Annotated in this window: 16 protein-coding genes; 8 read left to right on the top strand and 8 right to left on the bottom strand. The window is 35.0% G+C overall.

The window, feature by feature from the left end; genetic code table 11:
• Positions 1-2: 2 nt before the first annotated feature.
• Positions 3-893, bottom strand: a complete 891-nt coding sequence (locus AW14_RS07390) for a DUF6503 family protein (protein ID WP_245617635.1) — start codon at positions 891-893, stop codon at positions 3-5.
• On the opposite strand from AW14_RS07390, the gene AW14_RS07385 reads away from it, so the two are divergent.
• Together AW14_RS07385 and AW14_RS07380 are read left to right on the top strand one after the other, a co-directional pair.
• Positions 871-1,668, top strand: a complete 798-nt coding sequence (locus tag AW14_RS07385; RefSeq protein ID WP_154662132.1) for a TrmH family RNA methyltransferase — start codon at positions 871-873, stop codon at positions 1,666-1,668. The two genes, AW14_RS07390 and AW14_RS07385, sit on opposite strands and share 23 nt — an antisense overlap.
• Positions 1,669-1,671: 3 nt before the next feature.
• Positions 1,672-2,904, top strand: a complete 1,233-nt coding sequence (locus tag AW14_RS07380) for a M48 family metallopeptidase (protein ID WP_044638232.1) — start codon at positions 1,672-1,674, stop codon at positions 2,902-2,904.
• 94 nt (positions 2,905-2,998) lie between these two features.
• Here AW14_RS07380 and hutI read toward each other — a convergent pair whose 3' ends face one another.
• Genes hutI through hutH form a run of 3 tightly spaced genes read right to left on the bottom strand, consistent with a single transcriptional unit; the run spans position 2,999 to position 7,732 of the window.
• Positions 2,999-4,237 carry an imidazolonepropionase gene (gene hutI, locus AW14_RS07375; RefSeq protein WP_044638231.1) on the bottom strand — a complete coding sequence of 413 codons (1,239 nt, stop codon included), beginning with the start codon at positions 4,235-4,237 and terminating at the stop codon, positions 2,999-3,001.
• A complete protein-coding gene (locus tag AW14_RS07370; RefSeq protein ID WP_044638230.1) occupies positions 4,237-6,234 on the bottom strand; it encodes a urocanate hydratase in 1,998 nt (665 codons plus the stop codon). The genes hutI and AW14_RS07370 overlap by 1 nt, the downstream gene beginning before the upstream one ends.
• Before the next feature lie 7 nt (positions 6,235-6,241).
• Positions 6,242-7,732: a histidine ammonia-lyase gene (gene hutH, locus AW14_RS07365; protein WP_218916005.1), complete on the bottom strand. Its 1,491-nt coding sequence runs from the start codon at positions 7,730-7,732 to the stop codon at positions 6,242-6,244.
• Between the two features lie 96 nt (positions 7,733-7,828).
• Between hutH and AW14_RS07360 the strand changes: the two genes are divergently transcribed.
• The 3 genes from AW14_RS07360 (at position 7,829) to AW14_RS07350 (ending at position 11,751) form a co-directional block, all read left to right on the top strand.
• The gene (locus AW14_RS07360) at positions 7,829-8,719 is read left to right on the top strand and encodes a LysR family transcriptional regulator (RefSeq protein ID WP_044638229.1); all 891 of its coding nucleotides are present in this window, start codon (positions 7,829-7,831) and stop codon (positions 8,717-8,719) included.
• Positions 8,720-9,037: 318 nt separating this feature from the next.
• Complete coding sequence (locus AW14_RS07355) at positions 9,038-10,885, top strand: DEAD/DEAH box helicase (protein WP_044638228.1); 1,848 nt, start codon at positions 9,038-9,040, stop codon at positions 10,883-10,885.
• A gap of 101 nt (positions 10,886-10,986) precedes the next feature.
• Positions 10,987-11,751, top strand: coding sequence for a carboxypeptidase-like regulatory domain-containing protein (locus AW14_RS07350; RefSeq protein WP_044638227.1), 765 nt, complete (start codon positions 10,987-10,989; stop codon positions 11,749-11,751).
• Between the two features lie 44 nt (positions 11,752-11,795).
• Here AW14_RS07350 and AW14_RS07345 read toward each other — a convergent pair whose 3' ends face one another.
• On the bottom strand, positions 11,796-12,464 hold the full coding sequence (locus AW14_RS07345) for a TrmH family RNA methyltransferase (RefSeq protein ID WP_044638226.1): 669 nt from the start codon (positions 12,462-12,464) through the stop codon (positions 11,796-11,798).
• A 114-nt stretch (positions 12,465-12,578) separates the two neighbouring features.
• Here AW14_RS07345 and AW14_RS07340 point away from each other — a divergent pair, with 114 nt between their 5' ends.
• Entirely contained in the window at positions 12,579-13,265 is a 687-nt protein-coding gene (locus tag AW14_RS07340; RefSeq protein ID WP_044638225.1) for an SIR2 family NAD-dependent protein deacylase, read from the top strand.
• Positions 13,266-13,409: 144 nt separating this feature from the next.
• Positions 13,410-14,201 (top strand): transglutaminase domain-containing protein, encoded by a 792-nt coding sequence (locus tag AW14_RS07335; protein ID WP_044638224.1) that lies wholly within the window; start codon positions 13,410-13,412, stop codon positions 14,199-14,201.
• 4 nt (positions 14,202-14,205) lie between these two features.
• On the opposite strand, the gene AW14_RS07330 is transcribed toward AW14_RS07335, so the two are convergent.
• A complete protein-coding gene (locus AW14_RS07330; RefSeq protein WP_044638223.1) occupies positions 14,206-15,843 on the bottom strand; it encodes an ABC-F family ATP-binding cassette domain-containing protein in 1,638 nt (545 codons plus the stop codon).
• Positions 15,844-16,047: 204 nt separating this feature from the next.
• On the opposite strand from AW14_RS07330, the gene AW14_RS07325 reads away from it, so the two are divergent.
• A complete protein-coding gene (locus tag AW14_RS07325; protein WP_044639537.1) occupies positions 16,048-16,494 on the top strand; it encodes a KTSC domain-containing protein in 447 nt (148 codons plus the stop codon).
• Here the strand turns inward: AW14_RS07325 and AW14_RS07320 are convergent.
• Positions 16,491-17,735: a glycosyltransferase gene (locus AW14_RS07320; protein WP_245617634.1), complete on the bottom strand. Its 1,245-nt coding sequence runs from the start codon at positions 17,733-17,735 to the stop codon at positions 16,491-16,493. The genes AW14_RS07325 and AW14_RS07320 overlap by 4 nt on opposite strands.
• Before the next feature lie 28 nt (positions 17,736-17,763).
• The gene (locus tag AW14_RS07315) at positions 17,764-18,237 is read right to left on the bottom strand and encodes a heme-binding domain-containing protein (RefSeq protein WP_044639536.1); all 474 of its coding nucleotides are present in this window, start codon (positions 18,235-18,237) and stop codon (positions 17,764-17,766) included.
• Positions 18,238-18,246: the final 9 nt, after the last annotated feature.

The following is an 18,246-nucleotide window of genomic DNA, read 5'->3' as shown; positions in this document are numbered from 1 at the left end:
TACTATTCTATAATCTTTGCTCCTTCTGGAATTTCAAATATAGATTCGTCTGTTTTTTCTTTGTTTATTTTTACATTTCTAAAGGTAACTTCTTTTCTTTTATTTGTTGGCATATTGTTTTCCAATTGATACCATTGTATAGTTTCGGGAAGTAATAAGCCATTAACTTTTTGCCAATTATTATATTTTATATAATTAAATTCTTTAGCCTTTTCTTTACTAAAAAAAGTTACAGTGTAAGCTAACCAAGCCATTTCGTTGGTATTCTTGTCGTAATAAATAATATATTCGTCATCTGGTGATTCTCCTATATTATTTTGATAAGAAATTTTGATTCCTGGATATTCCGTTTCATTAAAAATTAAGGGTTCTACATCTTCGTAATTTATGCCTTCATCGGCTAAAACAAAAGGCATAGCATAAAAATAGAACATCAAATTATAATAAAACTTAGCATTACCCTCATAATTAATAGTGTTCTTATTTTTAACCCAAACCTGTTTACCATTAAAGCCAATGTCATGATTAGGCGTCTCTATTAAAGATTTTCTATTTTTTAAATTTGTGGTTGTTATCTCATCACCATCTGGATTTGAAATTGTAAATGAAATGACCTGCATTTGTTTCCAAAGATCCAATCTGCCATGGGCCTTGAATATTTTCAAAATGTTTTCTGGATATTTTTTTAAACTATCATGGGTATTTAAGACAGGCTCACTTGTAGGTGTTTTAACTTCATTTTTACACGCAAAAAACATTACAATTACTAATAGAGCCGTTATTTTTTTCATATCATTTTTAATTTGAATACTGTGTTTGTCGGTTAAAAACAATAACATTACATTAAAAACAATTACTTTTGCTCCCAATATGATTAAAGAAATTACAAGCATACAAAACCCTTTAATAAAGCAACTTGTTCAATTAAAAGACAAGTCGCGCGAACGCAAAAAATCGGGAACTTTTTTAATAGAAGGTGTTCGTGAAATATCGCTTGCGCTGAAGGGAAACTACGAATTGGACAGCGTTTTGTTTTACCCTGAATTATTTTCGAAAGACCAACTAGAGGATTTAGCAACGAATCGATTTAATATTATTGAAATTTCTAAAGAAGTCTATGAAAAATTAGCCTATCGCGATACTACCGAAGGTGTTTTAGCGATCGCCAAAAGTAAAAATCATGCGATTGAAGATTTAAAATTTAGCACCGAACAACCGCTAATTTTAATTGCTGAAGCACCCGAAAAACCGGGAAATATAGGCGCACTTTTAAGAACTGCCGATGCTGCCAATGTAGATGCCGTTATAATTGCAAACCCTAAAACCGATTTGTACAATCCGAATATTATACGTTCCAGTGTGGGTTGTGTGTTTACCAACCAAATTGCAACGGGCAACACTGCCGAAATCATTAGCTTTTTAAAGGCTAGAAACATTGATATTTATTGTGCTGCCTTGCAAGCCTCTGTTCATTATCATACACAAGATTTTACAAAACCAACTGCTATAGTTGTTGGCACCGAAGCCTCTGGTTTAAGCGATGCTTGGTTAGAGAGTTCCTCACAAAACATCATCATTCCTATGCAAGGAGCGATTGATTCTATGAATGTATCTGTTGCTGCTGGTATTCTTATTTTTGAAGCTAAAAGACAGCGAAACTTTAAATAAAATATGACTTCCACTACCCTTTTTTATATCATTATAGCCATTATTATTATCAATTTTATTGTTGAAAAGGTTTTAGATGCTTTAAATGCCAAACATTTTAACGATAAGCTGCCTGAAGATTTACAAGACGTTTACGATGACGGCGAATATAAAAAATCGCAAAATTATAAAGTGATCAATTATAAATTCGGAATTATAACCTCAACCTTTTCTTTGGTTTTAACTCTAGGATTTCTGTTTTTCGACGGATTTGCTTTTGTTGATGCTTTAGCCCGCAGTTATTCTGAAAATTCTATTGTAATAGCCTTAATTTTCTTCGGAATTATTATGATTGGAAGCGATATTTTAACGACGCCTTTCTCCTATTACAGCACCTTTGTTATTGAAGATACATTCGGATTTAATAAAACCACACCCAAAATTTTCTTTTTAGATAAATTAAAAGGTTTATTAATGATGGCTGTAGTTGGCGGTGGTATTCTAGCATTAATTATTTGGTTTTATGAATTTGCTGGCGATAATTTCTGGTTATACGCCTGGGCCTTGGTAGCCGTATTTACCTTGTTTATGAATATGTTTTATTCTAAACTTATTGTTCCTTTATTTAATAAACAAACACCACTTGAAGCAGGCAGTTTACGCGATAAAATATCAGATTATGCCAGCACGGTTGGTTTTAAACTCGATAAAATTTTCGTCATTGATGGCTCTAAAAGAAGCACTAAAGCCAACGCCTATTTTTCTGGTTTTGGAAGTGAAAAACGCGTGACGCTTTACGACACATTAATTAATGATTTAGATGAAGAAGAAATAGTAGCAGTATTAGCGCATGAGGTTGGACATTACAAAAAGAAACATATTATATTTAATTTATTTGCTTCAATTTTACTCACAGGTTTCACCCTTTACATATTATCGATTTTTATATCAAATCCATTATTATCAAATGCTTTAGGTGTAGAAACGCCCAGTTTTCATATAAGTTTAATAGCCTTCGGATTGCTGTATGCGCCTATTTCTGAAATTACCGGATTAATTATGAATTGGTTTTCTAGAACTTTTGAATATCAAGCCGATGATTACGCTAAAACAACCTACAAAGGCGAACCTTTAATTTCATCTTTAAAAAAACTATCTAAAAACAGTTTAAGCAATTTAACGCCACATCCTGCTTATGTTTTTGTGCATTATTCGCACCCTACCCTTTTGCAACGGATAAAAAATCTAAGAAAATAACGTTTAAAATTAATAAGGCGCGAAAAATAACATGGTTACTTTTACGCGCCTTCCTTGTTTAGTTGGGTTGTTTAAGGTTGGTTAAGCGGGTTGGTTAATTAATTTGTTGTCCTTTTATATAAACTTTATCTATTTGTGTTTCACCAAACGAATAGGGTATAAAACCATACGAATTGATAGGTTTGGTTACTATTAAATTAGCTAATTTACCTCTGGTAATGCTTCCTACCTGGTTTTCTAATCCCATGGCATAAGCCCCATTAATGGTGGCCGCATTGATGGCCTCTTCGGGTGTTAACTTCATTTTAATACAAGCTGCCGATACTACAAAATTCATGTTACCAGATGGTGAAGAACCCGGATTATAATCGGTTGCTAATGCCAAAGGCAATCCGTCATCAATCATTTTTCTACCTGGCGTATAAGGAATGCTTAAAAAGAAAGAACATCCCGGCAAAGCCACAGGCATGGTTTTGGTATTTTTCAACGATTCAATATCTGCATCTGTCATTTCTTCTAAATGATCGACAGACAAAGCTTTATGTGCCACAGCTATTTGAACACCACCAATAGAATTAAACTGATTGACATGAATTTTAGATTCCAATCCATGAGCCTTACCGGCTTGCATGATACGTTGGGTATCTTCAACAGAAAAGTATCCCGTTTCACAAAAAACATCGATGTAATCGGCTAAATTGGCTTCAGAAATTAAAGGGATCATCTCATTAATAATAAGTTGCATATAGCCTTCTTTATCATTTACATAGGCTTTTGGAACCGCATGAGCACCTAAAAAGGTCGCTTTAATTGGTAAATCGTAGTTCTTTTTAAGCTGCTTAATAACACTAAGCATTTTTAATTCGGACTCCACTGTTAAACCGTAACCCGATTTAATTTCAACAGCACCCGTTCCCATAGCTATAACCGCTTCAAGACGTACTTTGCTTTCTTCGTATAAATCGGCTTCAGAAAGTTTCTGTAATTTTTTTGCAGAATTTAATATACCTCCGCCTTTATTTGCAATTTCCTGGTATGTTAATCCTTTAATTTTATCTACAAATTCACTTTCTCTGTTACCCGCATAAACAATGTGGGTATGCGAATCGCACCAGGTTGGCATCATCATTTGACCTGTTACATCAATAACCTGTTCTGCCTTTGTATCTGGACAAGCATCCATTGTTCCAAAATCGCTAATAAGACCATCCTCAACCAGTAAAAAAGCATTTTTAATATTTGGAAGTATGCTCATATCGCTTCCCGAAACAAAAGAAATACCAGACTCTCTAATTTGAATTAATTCTTTAATATTTTTGAATAAAATGCGCATTAAAATAAATTTTCTAACAATTGATTATCCACCAAATTAGGAATGGTGACTTTTAAATTTGGTGTGCGTGCCATTTCTCGTTTTATAGCAAATAAGGCTTCATCGTTTCTTGCCCAACTTCTGCGTGCAATACCGTTATTTACATCAAAAAACAACATATTTTTCAAACGTTCATCGGCTTCTTTAGTGCCATCGAGCAACATCCCGAAACCACCGTTCATAACTTCGCCCCAGCCTACGCCGCCACCATTGTGAATAGACACCCAAGTAGCGCCTCTAAAACTATCACCAATAACATTATGAATGGCCATATCGGCGGTAAATTTACTACCATCGTAAATATTAGAGGTTTCGCGATACGGCGAATCGGTTCCGCTTACATCATGATGGTCGCGTCCTAACACTACAGGGCCAATTTTACCGGCAGCCACAGCTTTGTTGAAAGCTTCGGCTATTTTAGCTCGCCCTTCGGCATCGGCATACAAGATACGGGCTTGCGAGCCAACTACCATCTTATTTTTCTTGGCATCTTTAATCCAAGTAATATTATCTTGCATTTGCAACTGAATTTCCTCTGGAGCATCTTTCATTATGTCTTGCAGAACATGCATGGCGATTTCATCTGTTTTATCTAAATCTTCTGGTTTCCCGGAAGCACAAACCCAACGGAAAGGTCCGAAACCATAATCGAAACACATCGGTCCCAAAATATCTTGAACATAGGATGCATATTTAAAATCGATGTTGTTTTCTGCCATCACATCGGCTCCTGCACGCGATGCTTCTAGTAAAAAAGCATTACCATAATCGAAGAAATACGTGCCGCGAGCAACATGCTTATTAATTGCTTCGGCGTGTCTGCGTAAAGAAGCCTGTACTTTTTCTTTAAATACTAAAGGCTCTTCACGTATTAATCGGTTAGACTCGTCATAAGATATGCCCACCGGATAATAACCACCCGTCCATGGAATATGAAGCGAAGTTTGGTCGGAACCAACATGAATAAATATGTTTTCATCATAAAAACGTTCCCAAACATCTACCACATTGCCAATAAAAGCGATGGAAACTATTTCGCTATTTGCTTGTGCCTTTTTAACTCTGGCAACTAAATCGTCTAAATTATCAATTAAAACATCTACCCAACCTTGCTCATATCGTTTTGTAGCAGCTTTATCGTTTACCTCGGCACAAATAGTAATACAACCTGCAATATTTCCTGCCTTAGGTTGAGCGCCACTCATACCACCTAAACCAGCAGTTAAAAATATTTTTCCTGCCGGCGTTTCGTTTTTAGGTAATTTTTTTCTGAAAGCATTCATAACGGTGATTGTCGTACCGTGAACGATGCCTTGTGGACCAATATACATAAAGGAACCCGCTGTCATTTGTCCGTATTGCGTAACCCCAAGCGCGTTGAATTTTTGCCAATCGTCTGGTTTGGAGTAATTAGGAATCATCATACCATTGGTAACAACAACTCTTGGCGCATTTTTAGACGACGGAAATAATCCCATCGGGTGACCAGAATACATGTGAAGCGTTTGCTCTTCAGTCATATTTGCTAAATACTGCATCGTTAGCAGGTATTGAGCCCAGTTTTGAAACACCGCACCATTACCACCGTAAGTTATTAATTCTTCGGGGTGTTGAGCCACTGCAGGATCTAAATTATTCTGAATCATGAGCATAATGGCTGCTGCTTGCGTACATTTTGCCGGATAGTCTTGAATATCTCTAGCAAATATTTTGTATGATGGCTTGAATCGATACATATAAATACGCCCGAAATCCTGAAGTTCTTGTGCGAATTCCTGTGCTAATGCTGCGTGCCAATCTTTTGGGAAATAACGCAACGCATTTCGAATAGCCAATTGTTTTTCCTCTTTCGATAAAATATCTTTACGTTTTGGTGCCCTGTTAACACCCGTAGGATACTCGTATTTTGAAGGTAATGTATTGGGGATACCTTGTAAAATTTCTTCTTTAAACGTCATAATCTTTCTATTTTACAATGAATGCTCTATTTCTAACTAAATTTATCATCGCATTAATATCATCTTTAAGAATACGATCTTCTTCTAATTTCGCGACTTTACTTCTAATAATACTGAAGTTTTTCTCTAGTATTTCTGAAAAGGTATTTGGTCGTCTAAATTCCATAGCCTGAGCCGCATACATGAGTTCTATGGCTAATATTTTTTCGATATTTCCTAGTATTTGGTTGAATTTACGACCAGAAATACTTCCCATAGACACATGGTCTTCTTGTCCTAATGAGGTTGGAATACTATCGGCTGAAGCAGGAAAACATAAAGATTTGTTTTCGGTAACCAAAGCCGCTGTGGTGTATTGTGGAATCATAAATCCGGAATTTAAACCGCCACTAGCGGTGAGTAAACGTGGTAATCCAAATTTACCTTCTAGCAACAAATAACAACGTCTGTCTGAAATATTTCCCAATTCAGAGGATGCTAAAGCGGCATAATCTAATACCATAGCCAAAGGTTGACCATGAAAATTACCACCAGAAATAGCTTCGGTTTCACTTAAAACAATTGGGTTATCGGTAACCGAGTTCATTTCAATTTCTGCTAATTCGCTTAAATGATAAAAAGCATTACGAGAAGCCCCATGAACTTGCGGAATACAACGCATAGAATAGGGATCTTGAACACGCTCGCAATTTTCATGCGATTTAATATTATTAGAATTTTTAAATAACATACGCATACGTTCTGCAACCACTAAATTGCCTTGAAACGGACGAATACTATGCAGTAATTCTTTAAAAGGCGATTCGCTTCCTTGGTAGCCCTCTAAACTCATGGCACCAGCAACATCGGCTAAATCTAACAGATATTCCATTTTTCGTAACCCAATAATAGCATGGGCTAAGATAAATTGTGTACCATTTATTAAGGCTAAACCTTCTTTAGCTGCCAATTCGATAGGCTCTAAATTATGAGCTTTTAAAACTTGCATGGCCGGAACAATTTCATTGGCAATCCAAAATTCGCCTTCACCAATTAATGGCAAAAACAAATGCGATAACGGTGCTAAATCGCCCGAAGCACCCACCGAACCTTGTTCTGGAACTACGGGTAATAAATCGTTTTCTATAAAGTAAATAATACGTTCTATAACCTCTAATCGAATGCCCGAAAATCCACGACTTAATGCGTGCACTTTACAAATCATCATGATTTTTGATAATTCTTTATCGATAGGGTTTCCCACACCAACAGCATGGGTAATTAGTAAATTCTTTTGAAGTAAACTGGTTTCTTCTGGCGAAATTTTAACGTCGCACAGCGGTCCAAAACCTGTATTGATGCCATAAACAGCCTTTGTGGAATTTGCCATAACCTCAACTTTATTTCTACATTCTTCAATTTTAGATATGGCATATTCTGTTAACGTTGCTTTTAAATTTCCATTTAAAATCTCTGTTACTTTATCTGTTGTAAGTCTGTCTATTCCGTATGCAAACATGATTTCTGTAATAAGTTGAACATTAAGTTGATGCATTACAAAATTATTAATAAATTTGATACTTAATAATACCATTATTTTTAACTATTAATAACCATGAGTTATCAATTAGAACTTCGACATATACATTATTTTTTAGCTGTTGCCGAAACACTACATTTTAGAAAAGCGGCCGAAAAACTGTTTATTTCGCAACCCGGATTGAGTCGTCAAATAAAAGAAATGGAGGGTCAATTGGGTGTTACTTTATTTGAAAGACACAACAGGCAAGTAAAACTAACCCATGCCGGAACTTATTTAAAAGAAGAATTAACCAAAAACCTAAAACATTTAGAAAGTATTTTAGACCATGCCAAATTGCTTGAAGATGGAAAAGATGGTAAATTAAATTTTGGTTATGTAGGTTCTGCTATGCAAAAAATAATACCGAATTTACTTTTAAAGTTTACCAAAGAACACCCCGATGTGTTATTTAGTTTGAAAGAAATGGATAATAACAAGCAAATTGAAGGCTTATTATCGCAAGAAATTGATATTGGTTTTGTTAGATTGGAACGCATTCCCAGAGGATTAAATAGTCACCCGGTTTTAAAAGAACCGTTTTGTTTGGTGTTACCAAAAGCGCATGCAATTGAAGCTTCTACTTTTAAAAACCTGTCGCAATTAAAAAATGAACATTTTATTTTATTCGATCCCGAATATAGCGCTTCTTACTACGAAAAGGTAATGACTATTTTCGACGATAGTGGTTTTAACCCCTTAATAACGCACAATACCATTCATGCCGATTCAATATATAAACTGGTTGAAAATAACTTTGGTATTTCTATTGTGCCAAAATCGTTGCAAGATGAAAGTAATTCAAAAATTAAATTTATTGAGCTTAACAAAATAAAACAACGTACGGTACTTTCTGCGGTTTGGAATACCGAAAACAGAAATCCTATTCTAGGCAACATATTAACGCTTATAACTAATGAAAACTAAAAAGTTTAAAGTTACCTGTAGCTGCGTTAACGATTGAACGTTTGTTTGAGCTCTTTTTGTTAAACGCCATGTTTCTAGTGTATTTATGATTTTAAAAACAAAAAAAGCGAGTCGTGAAAGCGTGTTAAAACGCCCAAAATTAAAGATTTACAAGTATAATAGTAAATAACAAATAAAAGACTATCTTTGCAGCTTGAAATCCAGAAAATGGATTAAATTCCTCAGAGTGAGGATGTGTTGCTAGAAGTTTAGGTTTAAGTATGTCGATTCGCTTCTTATGTAACACCACATAAAACAATCGAATACTTACATAAAAGAATGAGCACATTCCAAGATTTAGGTCTTAATGACGAATTATTACAAGCCATCACCGATTTAGGTTTTGTAACCCCAAGTGAAGTTCAAAGCAAAGCCATCCCAATTTTATTAGCATCTGAAACCGATTTGGTTGCCTTAGCGCAAACCGGAACCGGAAAGACGGCCGCATTTGGTTTCCCGATGTTACAGAAAATTGATTTTGATAGCCGGACTACTCAAGGCCTTATTTTATCGCCTACACGCGAACTTTGTTTACAAATTACCAACGAAATGAAAGCTTACGGCAAGTACTGCAAAGGACTTAACGTGGTGGCTGTTTACGGTGGTTCTAGTATTACAGACCAAGCGAGAGAAGTTAAAAGAGGCGCACAAATTATAGTTGCAACGCCGGGTCGTATTAAAGATATGATTAGCAGAGGTTTGGTTGATATTTCTAAAATACAGTACAGTGTTTTAGATGAGGCCGACGAAATGTTAAACATGGGTTTTAAAGAGGATATTACCGATATTTTATCGAATACTCCAGAAGATAAAAACACCTGGTTATTTTCTGCAACCATGCCAAAAGAAGTAGCAACTATTGCTAAGAAATTCATGAAAAATCCGCAGGAAATTACTGTTGGAAATAAAAATGAAAGTACTAGCAACGTAACTCACGAATACTATTTAGTAAATTCTAGAGATCGTTACGATGCTTTAAAACGTTTAGCTGATGCGAACCCAGATATATTTTCGGTAGTGTTTTGTAGAACAAAAAGAGACACTCAAAAAGTGGCCGAACAACTTATAGAAGATGGATATAGCGCTGGCGCATTGCATGGTGATTTAAGTCAGAACCAACGCGATTTGGTTATGAACTCGTTTAGAAAAAACCAAATTCAAATGCTTGTAGCTACCGATGTGGCTGCTCGTGGTATTGATGTAGATGATATTACTCACGTTATAAACTACCAACTTCCAGACGAAACCGAAACTTATACGCACCGTTCTGGTCGTACAGGTCGCGCCGGAAAAACGGGTGTTTCTATGGTTATTGTTTCTAAAAGTGAAGTAAGAAAAATAAAAAGTATTGAGCGTATTATAAAACGTGACTTTGTTAAAAAGGAAATTCCTAATGGAATGGAAATTTGCGAAGTGCAGTTAATGTCGCTTGCAAACAAAATACATAACACCGAAATTAATCACGAAATTGATAAGTATTTAACCAACATTAATGAGTTGTTTGAAGACACATCGAAAGACGAATTAATTAAAAAATTCTTTTCGGTAGAGTTTACGCGTTTCTTTAATTACTACCAAAAAGCTAAAAACTTAAACGTATCGGAATCTGATATTCGCGAGCGTGATGGTGGACGTGAGAGCAGACGTGATTTTGGAGGAAAATCAGATTCTACACGTTATTTTATAAATGTTGGAACTAAAGATGGTTTCGACTGGATGAAATTAAAAGATTTCTTAAAAGAGGTTTTAGATTTAGGAAGAGACGATGTATTTAAAGTGGAAACTAAAGAAAGTTTTTCGTTTTTTAATACAGAAAACGAACTTAAAGATAAAGTTTTAGCCTTTTTTACCGACTACAAACACGAAGGCCGTTTTGTAAATGTTGAAGTTTCTGAAAATCGTGGTGGCGGCGGAAGACGCAACGACAGACGTAGTTCTGGCGGCGGAAGACGCGATGATAAACGTGGTGGAGAAAAACGCAGTGGTGGCGATGCTAAACCAAGACGTTCTGGCGATTTTAAATCTGGCAGTAATGGAGCTCCTAACCGAGCAGGTAGACGTACAGGCAGCGCTTCAAAATCTGAAAACACTGGTGGTGTTTCCAGACCAAGACGTTCTAGACGCTAGTTTAAACTATTTTGTTAATTTTAAGTCAAATTAAAAGCCCTCAAAGTAATTATACTTTTTAGTTTAGTACATTTATAATCTAAATTGCGTTTATTTAACCTATGAAAAAACACCTGCTACTTTTTATATTTTTTATAGTGACTTCTGTTGCCATAGCACAAGAAGCAGCAAGTGTATTAGGTGTTGTTATTAATTCTGAAAGCAAAGAGCCTTTAGAAAATGTGAATATTGTTAACCTGAATCAGGTTATAGGTACTGCAACTAATAATAAAGGAGCATTTGAAATTTCGGCCAAAGTAAACGATACTTTACATTTCTCTTACTTAGGTTTTAAATCTATTAAAGTAAGAGTTACTAACGACTGGTTAAAATTTGGATCGGCCAACATCGAGCTTACCGAATTGGCTTTAGCCCTAGAAGAAGTGGTGTTAACAGAATTGAAACTTACGGGTTATTTAGAAGTAGATATTAAGCAAGTACCGGTTATTAACGACAATTACCAATACGCTATTTCTGGTTTACCAAGTACGGGTTACGAAGCTGGTAAAAAAAGTACGATTAGTAAAGTTATAGGATCGATTTTTAATCCTGCTGATTTTCTTCATCGTATGTTTGGTAAAAAACCGAACGAAATGCGTAAGCTTAAGAAAATGAAACAGGACGATGAGATTAGAAATTTATTAGCCTCACGTTTTGATAGAGAAATGCTAACCGTTTTACTTAATGTAGATCGTGTTGATTTAGATGAAATAGTAAGCCAATGTAACTATTCTAAAAACTTTATTCAAACGGCTAACGATTTACAAATTCTGGATGCTATAAGTGAATGTTACGAAGAATATAAAGTCTTAAACAGAAACAAATAATAAAATATATTATCAAAAAAGGAAGCCTTTGTGCTTCCTTTTTTTTATTTATTAACGTTATGTGTATCGTAATAATGCTTAACAATGGTATCGTAACTTTTAATGGTTTTTCGCACCCAATCTAACCTTTTTTCAAGAATTTCTGCTTCGGTTAATTGCCAGTTAATGTTTGTTTGCTTCAGTTTGGTAGTAACATGTTGTAAAATTATGGCTGCCGAAACCGAAATATTTAAACTTTCTGTAAATCCGGCCATAGGTATTTTTAAATAACAATCGGCAGCATTTAAAACGTCTTCAGATAAGCCTTCTGTTTCTCTTCCGAAGAAAAAACAAGACTTTTTTGTAACATCAAAATCATGTAAATCGCAGTCGTTTGCATGCGGAGTTGTAGCCACAATTTGGTAGCCTTTAGTTTTTAAATCGTTAATACAGTCTTTAACCGTATGGTATCTGTTTAAATCTACCCACTTTTGAGCGCCCATGGCAATCTCTCTGTCAATGCGCTTAGAATTGCGTTCCTCAACAATATTTACTTCCTGTATGCCAAAAACATCACAACTTCTAATAACAGCACTGGTATTGTGTAGTTGATAAACATCTTCTGTGGCTACCGTAAAATGTTTTGTGCGTTGCGACAACACCTTGTTAAACTTGGCTCTTCTGGTATCGGTTAAATAGGTTTCTAAATGTTCTAAAAGTTTTAAATCTATCATGTGCCAAAATTAGTAAATTTATAACATGAAACTTCCATAACTAATTTTCAATTACAAAAGGAAATTATTATATGAAAGCCTTTTTTGACTATAAAAACCGCATAAATTAAACACATGAAAAAACATTTAGTTGTACTTACAGGTGCCGGTATAAGTGCCGAAAGTGGCATAAAAACATTTAGAGATGCCGACGGATTATGGGAAGGTCATGATGTTATGCAAGTAGCAACTCCCGAGGGTTTTAAAAACAATCCTGCATTGGTTTTAAATTTTTACAACCAGCGGCGCAAACAATTATTTGAAGTAGAACCCAATAAAGCGCATTTAGATTTAGCCTATTTAGAGAACGATTATAACATCACTATCATCACTCAAAATGTAGACGATTTACATGAACGTGCAGGCAGTACTCGAGTGATTCATTTACATGGTGAGTTATTAAAAGTAAGAAGCACTTTTGATGAAACCGATATTTTACCTTGGAAAACAGATTTAATTATTGGTGATATTTGCAAAAAAAGCCATCAACTGCGGCCGCATATTGTTTGGTTTGGAGAAGAAGTTCCTATGATTGAAAAAGCCGTAGAAATTTGTGAAACTGCAGATATTTTAGCTATTATAGGTACATCGATGCAAGTTTATCCTGCTGCAGGTTTAATGCATTATGTTCCAGAAAACATTCCTATATTTTTTATCGATCCGAAGCCTGCATCGGTTCAAAATAAAAAGAACTTAAACGTTATTGCAGAACCCGCAACAGTTGGTGTACAGCAAATGATTACACTTTTGAAAAATTCGTGATTAAGAATTTTAATCCTATATTTTTGTTGTAACTTCAAATTCTAAGCACTATAAATACTAAAAAATTAGTTAAAGTATAGTCTAAATCTTATACTTTTATGTGCAATAGGTAATTGATATTTTTTATCTCAAATAAATAAGGTTATGTGGTTACGCGTGAGTTGCAATTTGGTTTTCGATATAGAAATACCAACGCCTTTTATTTTAATGCTTCGAGCGCGCAGCGGAGCACAGCAATGGATTTCTCGCGAAGTTTATAACATTAATCCTAATGTTACAGCAAATGAATATATTGATGCCTTCGGAAATTTATGCCAACGTGTTTTAGCGCCTTCGGGCTTATTCTCTATTTACACAGAAGCTGAAGCTAAAGTAAGTGATTTTTCGGATATAGCACCAAACGCACCTTTAGTAAACGTTGAAAACATCCCCGACAATATTTTATGTTACTTGCTACCGAGTAGATATTGTGAATCTGATAGATTTGGCGATTTAGCCCAAGCAATAACAATGAATGAGCTACAAGGTTATAACCAGGTTGAAGCCATTGAAAATTGGCTAAGACACCATATTACCTATTTACCAGGAAGTAGCGACTACCCCATTTCGGCCATTGAAGTCCATCAAAAACAACAAGGTGTTTGTAGAGATTTAGCACATTTAGGTATCGCTTTATGCCGAAGTTTAAGCATTCCTGCACGCATGGTTGTTGGATATTTGCATGAGCTCTACCCTATGGATATGCACGCTTGGTTTGAAGCTTACGTAGGCAACCGATGGTATCTTTTTGATGCCACACAGCCTTATAAAAAAGGTGGCTACGTGGCTGTAGCTTATGGTCGTGATGCTGCCGATGTGCCTATTTTTAATCAATTCGGACCAGCAGCTGTACCCATTCAACATACGGTTATAGTAGAACGCTTAGACCTTCTTTAATCGGTTACTTTTTTAAATCGATCTGTTTTAGGTTTTCAATACGGTTTCTCACTAAGAAATCATCGATGGTTTCAAAGTGTTCAATAACACGTTGATCTTTAAATTCAAATACTTTTTGAGATAAACCTTGAAGAAAATCACGGTCGTGGGAAACTAAAATTAAAGTACCATCGAAATTCTTTAAAGCTTCCTTTAATACATCTTTAGATTTCAAATCTAAGTGATTCGTAGGCTCATCGAGAATTAACAAATTAACAGGTTCTAAAAGTAATTTTACCATGGCCAAGCGTGTTTTTTCACCACCAGAGAGTACACTTACTTTTTTATCGATATCGTCGCCTTTAAACATAAAACCACCTAAAATGGTTTTTATTTGTGTACGAATATCGCCTTCGGCAACCTCATCAACGGTTTGGAAAATGGTTAAATTATCGTCTAATAAAGATGCTTGATTTTGTGCAAAATATCCAACCTTTACATTATGCCCTAATGCGCAGTGTCCTTCAAAATCAATTTGTCCCATTATGGCTTTTATCATAGTCGATTTTCCTTCACCATTTCTACCAACAAACGATACTTTTTCGCCTCGAGCAATAGACATATTAGCATCTTTAAACACAACATGATCGTCGTACGATTTTGATAAATCTTTAACCGTTACCGGGTAGTCGCCCGAACGTGGCGCAGGAGGAAAACGCAACTTTAAAGCCGATGTATCGACTTCATCAATTTCAATAATTTCAAGTTTTTCTAACATACGCTCACGTGAACTTACTTGGTTCGTTTTAGAGTAAGTCCCTTTAAAACGCTCTATAAACGCCACATTATCTGCTATAAATTTTTGCTGCTCTTGGTACGCTTTTATTTGATGTGAACGTCGGTCTTCACGTAATTGCAAGTAATGCGAATAATTAGCTTTATAATCGTAAATGCGGCCCATGGTAACTTCTATGGTACGATTGGTAATATTATCGATAAAGGCTTTATCATGGGAGATAACCATAACAGCCTTGGCTTTGTTAAGCAAGAAATCTTCTAACCAGATAACCGATTCTATATCGATGTGGTTGGTTGGCTCATCCAGAAGAATTAAATCTGGTTTTTGTAAAAGAATTTTAGCCAATTCGATGCGCATACGATAACCACCACTAAATTCGCTAGTTAAACGTGTAAAATCCTCGCGTTTAAAACCTAAACCACGTAACGCTTTTTCAACTTCGGCATCATAATTTATCTCTTCAAGCGCATAGAATTTTTCACCTAAATCTGATACTTTTTCAATGATTTTCATATAATCATCAGATTCGTAATCGGTTCTGGTTTCAAGTTCTTTGTTAAGACGTTCCATCTCATCACGCATTTTAAAAATATGCTTAAATGCTTTAGAAGCTTCTTCGAAAACCGTACACGAATCTTCGGTAAGTAAATGCTGGGGTAAGTAAGCAACAACAACATCTTTTGGGTAACGCACATTGCCACGAGTTGCTTTTTGTTCTCCAGCAATAATTTTCATCATGGTAGACTTTCCTGCACCATTTTTCCCCATAAGGGCTATTTTATCATTTTCATTTATCGTGAAGGATACATCACTAAACAAAGCGCTTCCACTAAATTCTACCGCTAAAGCATCAACTGAAATCATAGTCTAAATTTTAAAGCTGCAAAGCTATGAAAAAGTACAGGACTTTATATGTGTGGATAATAGATATTAGAGAAGAGAGAAGATATAAAAGAAAAGAGACTTTAAACTAGAAAACTTATTTTTGGTGTATGGTCTTTTATCTCAAGTATTTATTGTATGATATTAAAAAAGACTATCTTCGCGGCTTATTTTAAAAAACGGGTTATGAAACGTATTAACGAATACAAAAAACTTTTTAATGTTGAAAAAGAGATTGATTTAAAGCAACTTAAATCGACTTACAGAAATTTAGTTAAAGCGTGGCATCCCGATAAATTTCAAGCTGGCGATGAAAAAGCTGCCGAGGCCGAAATAAAAAGCAAGCAAATTATTGATGGTTACCACTTTTTAGTAAGCATTGCTCCAGAAACAAAAGCAGCAAATTTAGACGAATACAACGAAACCATTAATACACCTATTATTGATTGGCAACATAAGGGTATGCTTTTAGAAATAACCTTTGCCGATGGTAATACCTACGAGTTTTTTGGGGTAAACAAAGCGTTATATATTAAACTTTGCCAATCGGATAAATTAACACGTTTTGCAAAACGCAATATTTTTAACACGTTTTTATACCGTAAAATAAAGAAAAGCGAGGTGTTAGCTTAATTATTAGCCACATTCTTTGCCTCAATCCACTTACTCATAAACTTAGTACTCTGCATGGTATGATGCATAAGCATTTGTCCGGTAAAATTATTTAATCGTTTTTCTTGTAAATGGTTACTAAACTCGTACAATGTGGCTGCAAAATTTTCTTGAAATGCATTTTTATTAAAACGTGTGTTTATAATTTGAAATCCGTTTTTCTGTTTAGCATTCCAGATTAAATTATCGTTGTATAGTTGCACTGCTTTTTCTGCAAAAGTCTCTGGGTTGTCTTCAATGAATCCGTTTGGTGCTAAATTACCAAACATACCTTCAGCAGCAATAGAACTCATAACACAGGGCGTTCCGTTTTGCATGGCATCTATAAGTTTACCTTTTAAGCCTGCTCCAAATTGTAAAGGCGCTAAACATACTTTGGCATTTTGCATGATTTTATGAGCATCTTCAGCATAACCTTTAATAAAAAAACGCTCTTGCTTATTGTTTAATTGATTTACTTTTTGTGAAGCATAGGCGCCGTAAATATGCATTTCTGCCTGAGGCAATGCTTTTTTTATGCGAGGCCAAATAGCTTCCTTTAAATACAAAACAGCCTGATAATTAGGTTCGTGCAAAAAATTACCAATGGTAACAAAATGCTTACGCGATTCGAATATGGGGAGTGTTTTTATTGTTTTATCACTTATTTCATCTAATAAAAACGGTAAATACAGTAAAAAAGCATCATTAACTTTAAAATCAGATTTAAGAATTTCCATTTCAGCCTTCGAAATAATTAAACTTAAATCGCTTCTGTAAATACTGGCAATTTCTCGTTTTGAAGTATCATTAAACAAGAAACTTTTATTAAAAGGTTTATTTGCTTTGTAAGCCAATGTGCGCCCTTTACGCAAACCGTGTAAATCTTCGGTATCTAGAATTCTTATGGCATTAGGACAATTTTCATGAACACGCCAGCCAAATTGTTCTTCGGTTAAAAATCTATCAAACAAAACCACGTCTGGCTTTAAGTCTTTAAGAAATCCATCAAAACTGCTGTTGTTTAATTCTACAAACTGTTGGCTAACCCCAATAGATTCCAGATTAAATGCACTTTCTGTTTTTACACAAGAACTAACAAACGTTATTATATAATTTTGCGACTGAAAAAATGAAATAAGCTGCATCATTCGGCTTCCAGCAGCAGAACTATTGGGCTCTGGCCAAACAAAACCAATGATTAAAAGTTTTTTAAATCCCACTAAATTCAATGCTTTTTTTAAATGTGATTTATTCTGGTTTAGGCATCATAGAATATTTTACACGTACCAATTTAGCCCAATCAACCACAGCTTTAATTTGATTTTCGGTTAGATTGGCTTCAGCATGTGTCCATGTATAAGAGTTTAAAGGCATCTCTTTTTCTTCAACCATTTCTATAAGTTCTTCAAATTTGTGGTCTTTGCGTTTTACAGAATTACCTTCCCAATTAGAAATATTAAAATGTTTTTTTCCATCGTTTACGTGGCTGGCTAACCAGTAATTTACAGGTGTAATATTGTTATACCAAGGGTAACGAGTTACGTCGCTATGACAATCGTTACAGGCAACTTCTAGAATTTGCTTGACTTCGGCTGGCGGATTGGTTTCTGCATAAAAAGCATTCATAGATTCCATTTTACCTTCGTTCTTTTTAGGACCAAATAACTGGGAAACCGCTAAAAGAATTAATAAGCCTATCCCTATTTTTTTTATCATTTTCATTTTAATAAA

The organism is Siansivirga zeaxanthinifaciens CC-SAMT-1, assembly GCF_000941055.1.
GTDB lineage: Bacteria > Bacteroidota > Bacteroidia > Flavobacteriales > Flavobacteriaceae > Siansivirga > Siansivirga zeaxanthinifaciens.
Note: the sequence above shows the minus strand (reverse complement) of the source record. Positions and strands in the feature narration are given on the sequence as shown.

Bases quoted from the DNA above. Each gene is read 5' to 3' on its own strand.
- AW14_RS07385 (WP_154662132.1), top strand. From the start codon at position 871: ATGATTAAAGAAATTACAAGCATACAAAACCCTTTAATAAAGCAACTT.
- AW14_RS07390 (WP_245617635.1), bottom strand. From the start codon at position 893: ATGCTTGTAATTTCTTTAATCATATTGGGAGCAAAAGTAATTGTTTTT.
- AW14_RS07380 (WP_044638232.1), top strand. From the start codon at position 1,672: ATGACTTCCACTACCCTTTTTTATATCATTATAGCCATTATTATTATC.
- hutI (WP_044638231.1), bottom strand. From the start codon at position 4,237: ATGCGCATTTTATTCAAAAATATTAAAGAATTAATTCAAATTAGAGAG.
- AW14_RS07370 (WP_044638230.1), bottom strand. From the start codon at position 6,234: ATGACGTTTAAAGAAGAAATTTTACAAGGTATCCCCAATACATTACCT.
- hutH (WP_218916005.1), bottom strand. From the start codon at position 7,732: ATGTTTGCATACGGAATAGACAGACTTACAACAGATAAAGTAACAGAG.
- AW14_RS07360 (WP_044638229.1), top strand. From the start codon at position 7,829: ATGAGTTATCAATTAGAACTTCGACATATACATTATTTTTTAGCTGTT.
- AW14_RS07355 (WP_044638228.1), top strand. From the start codon at position 9,038: ATGAGCACATTCCAAGATTTAGGTCTTAATGACGAATTATTACAAGCC.
- AW14_RS07350 (WP_044638227.1), top strand. From the start codon at position 10,987: ATGAAAAAACACCTGCTACTTTTTATATTTTTTATAGTGACTTCTGTT.
- AW14_RS07345 (WP_044638226.1), bottom strand. From the start codon at position 12,464: ATGATAGATTTAAAACTTTTAGAACATTTAGAAACCTATTTAACCGAT.
- AW14_RS07340 (WP_044638225.1), top strand. From the start codon at position 12,579: ATGAAAAAACATTTAGTTGTACTTACAGGTGCCGGTATAAGTGCCGAA.
- AW14_RS07335 (WP_044638224.1), top strand. From the start codon at position 13,410: ATGTGGTTACGCGTGAGTTGCAATTTGGTTTTCGATATAGAAATACCA.
- AW14_RS07330 (WP_044638223.1), bottom strand. From the start codon at position 15,843: ATGATTTCAGTTGATGCTTTAGCGGTAGAATTTAGTGGAAGCGCTTTG.
- AW14_RS07325 (WP_044639537.1), top strand. From the start codon at position 16,048: ATGAAACGTATTAACGAATACAAAAAACTTTTTAATGTTGAAAAAGAG.
- AW14_RS07315 (WP_044639536.1), bottom strand. From the start codon at position 18,237: ATGAAAATGATAAAAAAAATAGGGATAGGCTTATTAATTCTTTTAGCG.